Annotated in this window: 12 protein-coding genes; 7 read left to right on the forward strand and 5 right to left on the reverse strand. The window is 36.7% G+C overall.

Annotation, left to right across the window (positions count from 1 at the left end; genetic code table 11):
- Window positions 1-15 precede the first annotated feature (15 nt).
- The 4 genes from BLW28_RS10905 to BLW28_RS10920 form a co-directional block, all read right to left on the reverse strand.
- Window positions 16-354, reverse strand: a complete 339-nt coding sequence (locus tag BLW28_RS10905; protein WP_073218762.1) for a hypothetical protein — start codon at window positions 352-354, stop codon at window positions 16-18.
- Between the two features lie 135 nt (window positions 355-489).
- Window positions 490-1,350, reverse strand: a complete 861-nt coding sequence (locus BLW28_RS10910) for an OmpA family protein (protein WP_073218765.1) — start codon at window positions 1,348-1,350, stop codon at window positions 490-492.
- Between the two features lie 107 nt (window positions 1,351-1,457).
- Window positions 1,458-2,450 carry a glycosyltransferase family 2 protein gene (locus BLW28_RS10915; protein ID WP_073218891.1) on the reverse strand — a complete coding sequence of 331 codons (993 nt, stop codon included), beginning with the start codon at window positions 2,448-2,450 and terminating at the stop codon, window positions 1,458-1,460.
- Window positions 2,451-2,541: 91 nt separating this feature from the next.
- Window positions 2,542-2,988 (reverse strand): type I restriction enzyme HsdR N-terminal domain-containing protein, encoded by a 447-nt coding sequence (locus BLW28_RS10920; RefSeq protein WP_073218768.1) that lies wholly within the window; start codon window positions 2,986-2,988, stop codon window positions 2,542-2,544.
- Window positions 2,989-3,242: 254 nt separating this feature from the next.
- Between BLW28_RS10920 and holA the strand changes: the two genes are divergently transcribed.
- On the forward strand, window positions 3,243-4,247 hold the full coding sequence (gene holA, locus BLW28_RS10925) for a DNA polymerase III subunit delta (RefSeq protein WP_073218771.1): 1,005 nt from the start codon (window positions 3,243-3,245) through the stop codon (window positions 4,245-4,247).
- 44 nt (window positions 4,248-4,291) lie between these two features.
- Here holA and BLW28_RS10930 read toward each other — a convergent pair whose 3' ends face one another.
- Window positions 4,292-4,657 (reverse strand): DoxX family protein, encoded by a 366-nt coding sequence (locus BLW28_RS10930; protein WP_073218774.1) that lies wholly within the window; start codon window positions 4,655-4,657, stop codon window positions 4,292-4,294.
- A 101-nt stretch (window positions 4,658-4,758) separates the two neighbouring features.
- Here BLW28_RS10930 and menA point away from each other — a divergent pair, with 101 nt between their 5' ends.
- The 6 genes from menA to BLW28_RS10960 form a co-directional block, all read left to right on the forward strand.
- Window positions 4,759-5,661 carry a 1,4-dihydroxy-2-naphthoate octaprenyltransferase gene (menA, locus tag BLW28_RS10935; protein WP_073218776.1) on the forward strand — a complete coding sequence of 301 codons (903 nt, stop codon included), beginning with the start codon at window positions 4,759-4,761 and terminating at the stop codon, window positions 5,659-5,661.
- Window positions 5,662-5,688: 27 nt separating this feature from the next.
- Window positions 5,689-6,369, forward strand: a complete 681-nt coding sequence (locus BLW28_RS10940) for a metal-dependent hydrolase (RefSeq protein WP_073218779.1) — start codon at window positions 5,689-5,691, stop codon at window positions 6,367-6,369.
- 171 nt (window positions 6,370-6,540) lie between these two features.
- On the forward strand, window positions 6,541-7,590 hold the full coding sequence (locus BLW28_RS10945) for an o-succinylbenzoate synthase (protein ID WP_073218782.1): 1,050 nt from the start codon (window positions 6,541-6,543) through the stop codon (window positions 7,588-7,590).
- A 59-nt stretch (window positions 7,591-7,649) separates the two neighbouring features.
- Window positions 7,650-8,609: a CPBP family intramembrane glutamic endopeptidase gene (locus BLW28_RS10950; RefSeq protein ID WP_073218786.1), complete on the forward strand. Its 960-nt coding sequence runs from the start codon at window positions 7,650-7,652 to the stop codon at window positions 8,607-8,609.
- 21 nt (window positions 8,610-8,630) lie between these two features.
- A complete protein-coding gene (locus BLW28_RS10955; RefSeq protein ID WP_159431760.1) occupies window positions 8,631-9,689 on the forward strand; it encodes an AMP-binding protein in 1,059 nt (352 codons plus the stop codon).
- 701 nt (window positions 9,690-10,390) lie between these two features.
- The coding region (locus BLW28_RS10960; RefSeq protein ID WP_244885846.1) for a GEVED domain-containing protein at window positions 10,391-12,987 on the forward strand (2,597 nt) is incomplete at its 3' end.

A 12,987-nucleotide genomic window follows, 5' to 3' on the forward strand; every position in this document is an offset into this window, starting at 1 on the left:
AGGAAATTAAAACACTTACTTTTGGAGTAGGTGTTTTAATCCTCTGTAAATGTTTTTTTCTAAAATATCCATTTCCCCATCGGTTAAAAACAGCTTTTTTATACTTTGAAAAGCTTCGTCTATTTCTTCCTTTGAATAATCAAACCGCTTAATGGTGGCGTCTATTTTCTGAATACGCTGATAGTCATTATCGGCTTCAAACTCCTTATGAATTCTTTTGTATTCTTCAGGGCTAACCTTCGATTTAATAAATTTCTTTTCTTCTGGAGATACAACAAAATCTGCGTTGGCACAGTACAAAAGCATATAAGCCTTTAATTCTTCGTGCGTCCAATTAGTGGTAAATTCATCCATATTATTTATGTTTAAATTGGCTTTAATAAGCTAAAGACTAAGATACGAAAAGCATTGTGAATATGTCGCTATTTAAAAAACAAAAACCCAGCCGTTAAAGACTGGGTTGTGCAATTTTATTTTTCTTGAAAATTATTATCCTTGCTTTTCAAGGGTTTTCATTTCCTTTTCAATCATATCGTAGAACTGATCGATTTTTGGAAGTACTAAAATTCGGGTTCTTCTGTTTGTAGCCCTGTTTTCCGCAGTCGTATTTGGTACTAATGGGTCATATTCTCCACGACCAGCAGCAACTAATCTTTCTGGGCTAACACCTAAATCTTTCAATGCTCTTACAATAGAAGTAGCCCTTTTTACACTTAAATCCCAGTTGTCTATCAGGCCATTTCTTTCTCTGTATGGTACGTTGTCGGTGTGACCTTCTACCATTGCTTCAAAATTTGGTTTTCCGTTAATTACTTTGGCAACTTTTCCTAAGATTTCGTTAGCTCTACCAGAAATTTCATAGCTTCCAGTTTTGAAAAGAACTTTATCCGAAAGTGAAATGTAAACAACTCCCTTTTCAACATTTACTTCAATGTCTGGATCGTTAATACCAACTTCCTTTTTAAGGCTAGTAACCAAAGCAAGGGTAACACTATCTTTTTTGTTCAAGGCATCCTGCAAACGGGTAATTTTTAAATCTTTTTCTTTTAGACTTTCTAATGACTTCTCAAGGTTTGTTGCTCCTTTAGAAGTTAGCATTGTCAATTCTTTAGAGCTTTGAATAAGATCTTGATTGGTCTGTCTCATATCGGCTAGACGCTCTTCAAGTTGTTTTGCTCTAACAGAAGCTGCTGTTTTTTCAGTAAGGCACTCATTTAATTTTACTGTGCAAGAATTAAGTAGGTCTTGGGTGTTTTTTTGTTTAGCCGCAAGCTCGTTGTACTTCTTACTTGATACACAAGAAGTAAATGCAAAGCTCGAGCATAATGCTAAAATCAATAGTTTCTTCATAGTTTGTTAAGAATTATGTTAGTTTGTTATTTCCGTTTTTGGAGCCCCAAATTTATCAAACTTCCCTATAGTTAAGGCACGATTAACAATACTTTAGGCAAAACAACTTAGAGTTGATTAAAATACTTGATTTTTCGGATGTAAAATTGAAAAACAATAGATGTAACTCGGAAGTAATTCTTATTTAAATCAATTTTTATTCTTTTTTTTCTAAATTTTGGCAATAATCCATAAAAGCTATAATGTGCTTTTAATACTGCTGTAAAATGTTTTGGTTTTCCTTTCAATAGAAACTGAAAAGCTGCTGCTCCATCGAGTATCATTCGCACGAAAATAATTCCAAATACTCGCGTGCCTGACACATTTTTAACGAGGTTTAAGAGCGAATTCCTAAAGTTGAAAAAGGTTTTCCGAGGATTTCCTGAGTGTAAGGTTGCTCCTCCTAAATGGAATACTTTTGACTCGCCTACAAATAATACTTTTCCTCCCGAATTTTTAAGTCGCCAACAGAGATCAATTTCTTCTTGATGGGTAAAATAATCTTCATCAAATCCATTGGCATCACGGAACGATTTCGCTCTTACAAAAAGACAAGCTCCCGAAGCCCAAAATATTTCTGTAGTGTCGTTATACTGTCCAGTGTCCTTTTCTAAAACATCAAAAATTCTTCCGCGGCAAAACGGATATCCATAACGATCAATAAAACCTCCTGCAGCACCCGCGTATTCAAAATACTCCTTCTTTTTAAGGTCTAATAATTTTGGTTGTGCCGCTACGACAGTTGCGTCTTTGATAAATTCAGAAATAATAGGGGCTAACCAGTTTTCAGTAACTTCAACATCGCTGTTTAAAAGAACAAAGATTTCTTCGGAAAGGTTTTTAAGCGAATCATTATATCCTTGCGCATAACCACCATTCTCGGAATTTTGAATAATTTTTACAGATGGAAACTCACTCGAAACAAAAGCTACTGAATCATCTGTAGAAGCATTGTCTGCTAAGTAAATATTTGCTCCTTCCGAAAAAGTTATTACCGAAGGGAGAAATCGCTCCAACAATGCTTTTCCGTTCCAATTTAAGATGACTACTGCTACTTTCACGGCACCAAATTTAGATAAAATGTCATTGCTTCGGTACAAATTTTAATATTGCTTTGCTTATTGAAATGTACTCAGCAACCTTTGTTATACGTTATTTATTTGGATTCGGCACATTTTTTAAAAACACATATCGCCTGTTTTCAAAATCCATTTGACAAAAATAGTGTTCTAGCCCGTTTGTAACCATCAAGTATTGTGCATCCAAAGCTAGATTATATCGTGCAATTTGGTCAAATGTATGCTGAGTTATCGGAACTGAAGGAGCCTTGCATTCTACTATCATAAAAACACTGCCATCTTTATTGTACACCACAACGTCGTACCGTTTGGTTGTGTTGTTAAGCTTTAGCTGCTTTTCTACATTTATAAGGCCTTTAGGGTAGGTATGCTCTTTTAATAAAAACTGCACCACGTGTAATCGAACCCATTCTTCGGGAGTAAGAACGACAAACTTTTTTCGAATTTCATCAAAAACCATCGTTCTATTTTCGCTATTTTTGAAGCGAAAGGAATATTCGGGAAAGTTTAGTTTTTGCATCTGGTAAAAGTACTAAATTCCGAAGCTTATAGAAATTGCAAAAGGTCGATTTCATAAAGAACAAAAAATATAGCGTAGAGAATGAAGCACAAAAAATTAAGACAATAGAATATATGAAAATCTAATTTCTTGTGCATTTAAACGCTTCAACTTTTAAACATAAAAACATCTTTCAGAGTCAAGCTTATAAACACTCAAATTTATAAACATTTACACTTATAAACACTTAAACGTATAAACATTTAAACTCTTTTATGCCACTCGATAAAGTAAAATCCATAATCAACGACCTTAAAAACGGTACTATAAAGCCTATTTATTTTTTAATGGGAGATGAGCCTTATTATATCGACGGGATTTCGAAATACATTGAAGAGAATGTGTTGAGCGAAGAAGAAAAAGGTTTTAACCAAATGGTTCTTTATGGGCGTGATATTACGATAGATGACGTTGTTAGTAATGCTAAGCGTTACCCGATGATGGCCGAAAAACAAGTGGTTATTGTAAAAGAGGCTCAGGATTTATCGAGGACAATCGAAAATCTAGTGAATTATGCTAAAAACCCACAGCCCACAACCATTTTGGTTATGTGCTATAAGTATAAAACCCTTGACAAACGGAAAAAGTTAGCAAAAGAAATTGCCAAGACCGGGGTGCTTTTTGAAAGCAAAAAACTCTACGAAAATCAAGTTCCTGATTGGATAAAACGCGTTTTGGCAGGTAAAGGTTATACAATTACACCAAAAGCTGCTCAAATGCTCGTGGAGTTTTTAGGTAATGATTTGAGTAAAGTAAACAACGAACTTGAAAAATTACAGCTAATTCTAAACGCAGGGGGACAAATAACGCCACAGCTAATTGAGGAAAACATTGGGATAAGTAAGGATTTCAATAATTTTGAGCTACAGAATGCCATTGGAGAAAGAGACATGAAAAAAGCTTTTGCCATAGTGCAATACTTCTCACAGAATCCAAAAAACAACCCAATAGTGGTTACCATTGGACTTTTATATGGTTTCTTCTCAAAACTTTTAAAATACCACGCACTTTCTAACAAACGGGATGCGTCTCGAATGCTTGGGATTAATCCTTATTTTATTAAAGATTACCAAACTGCTGCAGGAAATTTTCCGATGAAAAAAGTGAGTGCCGCAATTGCCGCTATTAGAGAAGTCGATATGAAAAGCAAAGGGGTTGGTGCCGCTAATCTTTCACAAGGAGACTTATTAAAAGAGCTTTTAATTAAAGTATTCAATTAAATTATCGTTCCCTCGAATAGATCTGCCATTCGAGGGAACGAAAATTATTTTCTGTCAATAGAATATTTGCCAGCGCCTAAAATAGCAATAGAAATAAAGGCCGCCAAGTACATTAAAGCCTTTTCCTGAACACCGAACGGATCGTTTGCGTGGTGCACGAAAGCGGCTATTAGCATTGTTATTACCACGGGGATAGCTGCCAAACGAGTTTTATATCCAATAATTATAAGAACAGGAAAAACAACCTCTCCCAAGACAGCTAATATTAATGAAGCGGTAGGGCCAATACCAATAGGGTCGGCGAATTCAAAATTACCAGAAATCAGTTTTAAAAGTTTAGGGATGCCGTGCGTAAGCATCAGGCCGCTAAAAGCAACACGAAGAAATAAAAGACCGAAATTTTGCGTCATAACTGAGGGTTTAAGTTTAAAGGTGTGAAAATATGAATTTTTAATATAATTGTCTCCGCTACTTTTTAAATGTATTTTTACGGCATTAAATTAATAAGTGAATGACAAAACTCGAAGCTTGGATTTCTGCTGCCCGATTGCGTACCTTACCACTTTCGATTTCTGGAATTGTAACTGCTGGAGCTGCTGCAAAAGAAGTTGGAATATTCTCAATGCCAATTTTTAGCCTTGCCCTTGCAACAACTTTGGGGCTTCAAATTCTTTCAAATTTTGCTAATGATTATGGCGATGGAGTAAAAGGAACAGATAATCACGAACGGGTAGGCCCTATGCGGGCTATGCAAAGTGGAGTGCTTTCTGCTTCAGAATTGAAAAAAGGAATTGCAATAGCTTCAATTATAACATTGGTGCTTGCCTGTTCGCTTATTTACGTTTCTTTTGAAAATCAAAATATTTTGCATTCCACCATATTTTTCATCCTCGGAATCGCCGCTATTGTTGCCGCAATAACTTATACCGTCGGGAAAACAGCTTATGGTTATCGTGCAATGGGCGATGTTTTTGTTTTTTCATTTTTTGGGCTGCTTAGTGTTTTAGGAGGCTACTTTTTATTTGCAAAAGACTTAAATGGGTTTATTCTCCTTCCGGCCATTGTTATAGGGCTTTTGAGTACGGCAGTTCTTAACCTTAATAATATGCGTGATCGTTTGTCTGATGCAAAAGTGAACAAAATTACCATTGCTGTGCTATTGGGAGAAGCAAATGCTAAAAAGTATCATTACACCTTAATTAGTATAGCCTTTATTTCGGCTTTCCTTTATTTTGCTTTGAATGGAAATCATTGGGTAGATTATCTCCCGATGCTCGCTTTCGTTCCATTATTTATTCACCTAAAAAAAGTCCACAAAAATAATGCACCGCCACTGTTAGATCCAGAACTGAAAAAGGTAGCATTAAGCACCTTTCTGTTTTCGATATTGTTTTTTGTTTCGGCTTGGTTTTAATATATTTAAATCAAAATATTTTAAATTATGAAAATTACATTCTACGGTCATAACTGCCTTGGTATTGAAGTTCGAGGCACTCACATATTAGTCGATCCCTTTATTACTGGAAACGACCTTGCAAAAGATAAAATAGACATTGAAACACTTCAGGCAGATTATATTTTATTAACTCACGCACACTCCGACCATATTTTGGATGCTGAAGCAATAGCAAAACGAACCGGTGCTATTATTGTCAGTAATTTTGAGATTACAAGTCACTACGAAGAAAAAGGAATCGAAGTGCACCCAATGAATCACGGAGGAAGTTGGAAGTTTGAATTTGGGAAGGTAAAATACGTTACTGCAATTCATACAAGCAGCTTTCCAGATGGTGGCTACGGCGGACAACCTGGTGGATTTGTAATTGAAGGTGAACATAAAAACATCTACATTGCCGGTGATACCGCTTTAACGATGGACATGAAGCTTATCCCGCTATACATTAAGCTGGATTTGGCGATACTGCCTATTGGGGATAATTTCACTATGGGAGTGGATGATGCAATTATTGCAAGCGATTTTGTACAGTGCGATAAAGTAATGGGAGTTCATTACGACACCTTCGGGTATATTGAAATAGACCACGAAGATGCGAAACGTAAATTTTATGAAGCAGGAAAAGATTTAATGCTTTTTGAAATAGGGGAGAGTATCGAGTTGTAGCATATTGCCATAAAGTAATCGTGTTGCTAAGCTTTTTACTTTGCGCCATAGCGACTTTGCTAGAAATCAAATTAGCAAGAATGTTAAACCTTTGAAAATAAACAAGATGTAAAGCTGCAAAAGTGGCCAAGCAAATTTCTTTGCGACTTCGTGCCTTTGCGAGAGAAAAACATGAAAGCCTCATATAGAAAACACATTCTAAACTTCAAACGCCCAAGCGGAACTTCGCGAGGTATATTGAAAACAAAAGAAACTTTTTTTTTAATTCTTAATGACGGAAAATCGTATGGAATAGGAGAGTGCGGCTTGTTACGAGGCTTAAGCATAGATGATAGAGCAGATTACGAAGAAAAATTGCAATGGGTTTGTGAGAATATAGTTTTAGGTGAAGCAGAATTTTACCAGGCTTTAACCCAATTTCCTTCGATACAATTTGGTGTAGAAACAGCTTTTAAATCGTTGCTGTCGGAGGATTCATTTATTTTATTTCCATCAGAATTTACGCAAGGTGAAGCTTCCATATCTATTAATGGCTTGGTGTGGATGGGCGATGAGGGTTTTATGAAAGAACAGATTTCTGAAAAACTAAAACAGGGCTTCACTTGTGTAAAAATGAAAATCGGGGCTATCGACTTTAAAACTGAATTAGCCCTTTTAAAATCTATTAGAAAACAGTTTTCTTCATCAGAAGTAGAACTCCGTGTAGATGCAAACGGTGCATTTTCTCCCAAAGAAGCTTTAGAAAAATTGAAGGTGCTTTCAGATTTAAAACTTCATTCCATAGAACAACCAATAAGGCAAGGGCAATGGCAGGAAATGGCACGACTTTGTGAAGACAGTCCTTTAGCCATCGCCTTGGATGAGGAGTTAATTGGAGTATTCCAAAAAGAAGAAAAATCGAAATTGCTGCATACTATTAAACCACAATATATTATTTTAAAACCATCGTTAATTGGAGGTTTTCAAGGAAGCGACACGTGGATAAATCTCGCCGAGCGCAATGGTGCTGGTTGGTGGATTACCTCTGCGTTGGAGAGCAATGTAGGTTTAAACGCAATTTCACAATATACGTTTACTAAAAACAGTAAATTGCCACAAGGCTTAGGGACCGGAAGTCTTTATACCAACAATATTGAAAGCCCTTTAAAAGTTTCTAACGGTACTCTAAAATATGATATTTCCGAGGTATGGAATCTCGATTTACTTCACAATAATCAATAAAATTATAGCCATTTATAATGTATCACATCTCAAATCTCATATCTAAAACCTCATAAAGAATGTACATTGAACAAGCTTTTAAATCCCTTCACGATTGGTGGCGCTACCTTGTAGGTATTATCATTATAGTTTTTGCCAGTCAAATAGGCTCCATTCCACTTGCTATTGCGGTTGTTATAAAATCATTTTCATCGGGTGCAGGCTTAGAAAGTCTGCAAGACACGAATTCAATGCTTACGGTACTCGATTCCAATCTTACTTTCTTCTTAATGTTGTTAAGTTTTGCAGTCGGGTTATTGGGAGTGTATTTTGTTGCACGATTTCTTCACAAGCAACCTTTTATTGAATTGACCACAAGTCGGAAAAAAACAGATTGGGGAAGGGTATTCTTTGGATTTGCACTTATAGCCACGCTAACAATTGTTTTAACGGCAGCGGATTATTACAGCAATCCAGAAGACTATGTTGTTCAATTCGAGTTAATTCCGTTTTTAATTCTTGCTGTAATAGCAATTGTAATGATACCCTTGCAAACCAGTTTTGAAGAATATCTTTTTAGAGGATATTTAATGCAGGGCATAGGGGTGCTTGCTAAGAACAGATGGGTTCCGTTAATCGTAACTTCAGTGGTTTTTGGCGGTCTTCATATGGCTAATCCAGAAGTTGATAAATTAGGCTCCGTTATAATGGTTTATTATATAGGTACAGGATTGCTGTTGGGAATAATGACGCTTATGGATGAAGGAATGGAACTCGCTTTAGGCTTTCACGCGGGAAATAACTTAATCGCAGCACTTTTGGTTACAGCCGATTGGACAGTTTTTTCGACCAATTCTATTTTAAAAGACATATCAGAACCGTCGGCAGGATTTGATGTAATTGCGCCCGTTCTTATAATTTACCCTATCTTTTTATTACTAATGGCACGACGCTATAACTGGACAGATTGGAAAGGTAAACTTTTTGGAAAAGTAAAAAAGCCGATAATTTTGGTTGAAGAAACAACAGATTATTCATAATCTTATTTAATTCTAATTACATTGCTACATCCCGATTTTAAATTAAACGGTACCACTTTTCCTTCTTCTGAATTATTAAGTAGCTATGCTCTACAATTGATTAAAATCGGTGCGAGTGATGAGGTTTCTGTCGGAAAATTTATCCTTGAATGGCTGAATAGCAACGAATTTATTGAAGTGAAAACTTCCGGCTCTACTGGAAAGCCTAAGCCTATCAAACTCTTAAAAAAGCACGTAAGGAACAGTGCTTTGGCTACTGCGGCATTTTTTGATTTAAATGCTCGAACTAAAGCATTGCTTTGTCTTCCCTCAGATTATATTGCAGGTAAAATGATGCTGGTACGCGCGATGATTGCTGGTTGGGACATATATATTACATCTCCTGGAAAGAATCCTTTAAAAGGTATTGAAATTGAATTCGATTTTGCGGCAATGGTACCTTATCAAGTGCATCATTCAATATCAGAAATGCACAAAGTAAAAAAAATGATTGTTGGGGGTGGTGCTGTTTCACCATTACTCGAAGAAAAACTTCAACATTTAAATACGAGCGTCTATGCTACGTATGGAATGACGGAAACAATTAGTCATATTGCTATTCGCTCTTTAAATGGCTCAAAACGGTCTTCAATTTATCAAGCGCTTCCAGATGTAAAGTTTTCTCAAAATCAAAATTCTTGTTTACTAATAGATGCCCCAAAAATTTCAGAAGAAACTGTAAATACAAATGATGTTGTAGAATTGCTTTCAGATAAATCATTTAGGCTTTTAGGAAGAATAGATAATGTAATTAATACGGGTGGTGTAAAAGTGCATCCCGAGCAAGTTGAGGAAAAGCTCGCAACTCAGATAAAGCAACCATTTTTTATTGCATCAGAAAAAGATGAAATGCTGGGAGAAAAGGTTGTCTTGATTTTAGAAAGTGCTGAAGATGTTGATGTGTCTATGTTCACTCAAATTTTTGAAACACTTTTTAAATACGAGAAACCAAAGAAAGTTCTTACAACTCCAACCTTTATATATACCGAAACAGGAAAAATAAAACGAAAGGCAGTGTTGAATAGGATTTATACGGTATAGAATCAAAAGAAAAACCGCCTTTTAGCTATCTTCCAATTCTCAATTGTTGAAACCTTTTGTGCATTCATATAATTTAGGACAAAATCTTAATTTTCTTCAATCTTAAAATTTGAATTATCGATTTTTACGAATATTCCATGCTGGCTTGGGTACCACTGTTATAAATTATTCAAAATACTTGACGGGTCAATGGTTTTAAGTGGATGATAAACATATTACGCTTCATTTAAAGTATCGGTTACCTCTGCATATATAAGTCTCCTTTAGTCAATCTTAATAGACTTGGATTTTATAGAGAAGTATATTGTTCAGCTCAATTATTAATTATCCGCTCGCAATCTGTTTTTACTCAATATTGATGAAAGTGAAAACCTTCTTAGTGCGTATAGTTGTGGCGTCATACTATTAATACAATAGGTTATCTATTTAATTAGAAATAAATTGACTCGTAATATTCAGAAAAAATTTAATATTTACTAAAATCAAGATGGGTTCTCAATTATTTTTTACTCAGTTTTTGTAGCTGTGTAATTGTTGCTAGGCTCTTGCTAGACGGGTTAAGGCGAAAAATAAAGTACATATTTATTTTCATAAAAAAGTGATTTCTGTGAAGCTGTATGAAATTAATTAACACATTCAGTTTGCTCAATTAACTGGAAATTGTATATTTTTAGCATAGTATTAACTAATTTAAATGTATTATGAGAAAAACTTTTACACTGTTAATTTTACTGGCGGTTGGTACCCTCGGGTATTCCCAAGAAACCACAGTAAAAGAAAATAGGGTTGATAACCCTATTCGGTACGATCAGCAACGAAAATCCCAAACTGTTACGCAGTCTGGTGTTTCTTTGCAGTCTGGCGAAATAGACGCCAAAAGTCAAGGGGTTAATAATCCTACTGTTTTAACAAGAGAGCAAGTTCAGCATCAAGGAACTTATCAGCTACCAAGAGAAAGCACTATTAAAGGTTTTGCTGAAATGAATCCTGGCAGAGTAACTTCTAATTCGGAAAGACAATTGAATGTGCAGTCGCGTAGCAGTGATTCTTTTCATAGAACTGCTATGAATCTTGGAGAAAATAATCCTGTAATTTTTAATCGGGTTTCAACTTCACCAACGGTTAATTATCCGTTAAATCAAGATGATATTGAGGCCGAGCTTCTTGCAGATGCAGCCTATAGAGCAAGTAATCCTGTAGTTTACGTATCTCCTGCAGCTGTTGCTAACAGACCTATGGCAGATATTACTCCTACGGCTGGAGCTACAGAAACTTTTACACCTGCTGTTGGAGACAATTTCTTTGATCCAGGAGGACCAGGAGGAGCGAATTCTGATGGTAACGCAGGCAACTATCCAAACTGTAATTGCGATACTCAAACAACCTTAGCAGGCGTTTCAGAAATCGAGTTTCTTGATTTCGGTGTAAATGGAACTTTTGATTACCTAAGAATATATGATGGTACTGATGCCACTGGAACTATTCTTTACGATAATAGTAGTACTGGAGCCAATACAGGAGATAAAACCTTAGCAAATATGATTGCTTCTCACGGTTCGGCTACATTTACATCAACAAGCGGAAATTTCTTTTTCTTTTTTCACGCTAGTGGAGTTGTAAACTGGCTAGGTTGGGATGCACTAATAGTCGCTACCGATGGTGGCGGAGGTGGTGGAGACACTTGTTCTGAAGAGAATCCAAACGACGGTACTTTTGAAAACGGTTTTAACTGTTCTTCAGCAAGCGATTTTATGACTGCGAATGACGTAACCGTTGCGGCAGGTGAGGACTTTACTTTAACTAATATCACAGCTAGTATTTTTGCTAACGGAGGTATTGCAAGTGTAGATGTTAATTATTACAACGACGCGGCTGGTCTTCCTGGTACTTTAATAGGTTCAGAAACAGGTGTTACTATTGATAACCAAACCGTAATTGGTACTAATTTTGGTATCGATGTAAATGAAATTGAGCTTTCTGTAGATCCGTTTGTATTCGTAGGTCAAGATGATGTACCAACTACCTATTGGATTGAGCTTTCTGTTACCGATGGTGGTGCGACTGGAAGTGTATTTTGGGTAGTTACTTCTTCAACTTCAGTAGGAAACAAAGCTGCACAGTTTGATGCAGGTTGGTCTATCGGAGACCCGCTTATGGACGGCGTTTATATTTTTGAAGGCACTTGTGCACCTACTGGTGGTGGCGGTGGAGGAGGTACTTTTCCTGAGCCCTATTGTGGACCTTTAACTTATAATAGTAACGTAGAACCAATTACTAACGTTGAGGTTGCTGGAATAAGCAATAGAAGCGACGCTGCTCCTGGCGGATCTCCAGCGCATGAGGATTTTACTACTATAATTGGTGAAATGGCCGAAGGAGAAAGCTATCCAATAGCATTAGAAGGAAATACTGATGGCAATTTTACTGCTAGTTTTACTGTATTTATCGATTGGAACCAAGACGGAATTTTAGACAATGCCGGCGAACGATATGAAATAGGTACAATTGTTAACTCTAATGGTAACGATGGTATTCAAGCAACAGGTACAATTACTGTACCAGCAGGAGTTGTTGAAGGAGAAACAAGAATGCGGGTTATTAAAAAATTCTTAGCTGGTTTCGCTACCGATTCCTGTACTCCAGGTTCTGGTTATGGACAAGCCGAAGACTATACCATTGATGTTACTGCCGGAGGCGGCGGCGGGGGAGACACCTGCTTTGAAGAGAATCCAAACGACGGTACTTTTGAAAACGGATTTAACTGTTCTTCAGCAACCGACTTTATGACCGCGAACGACGTAACGGTTGCAGCAGGAGAAGACTTTACATTAACTAATATCACAGCTAGTATTTTCGCTAACGGAGGTATTTCTAACGTTGATGTAAATTATTATTCCGACACAGCTGGTCTTCCTGGTACTTTAATAGGTTCAGAAACAGGTGTTACTATTGATAGCCAGACCGTAATTGGTACTAATTTTGGTTTTGACGTAAATGAAATAGAGCTTTCTGTAGATCCATTCTTGTTTGAAGGTCAAGATGATGCTCCAACTACGTATTGGGTTGAACTTTCCGTTACCGACGGTGGTGCTACTGGAAGTGTATTCTGGGTAGTTACTTCTTCTTCTTCTGTAGGACATCCGGCAGCACAGTTTGATGCAGGTTGGGCCATCGGAGACCCCCTTATGGATGGCGTTTATATATTTGAAGGTGAGTGTGAACCTACCGGCGGAGGCGGTGGTGGAGACACTTGTGCTGAAGAGAATCCAAACGACGGTACTTTTGAAAACGGATTTAA

The organism is Aequorivita viscosa (assembly GCF_900106795.1).
Lineage (GTDB): Bacteria > Bacteroidota > Bacteroidia > Flavobacteriales > Flavobacteriaceae > Aequorivita > Aequorivita viscosa.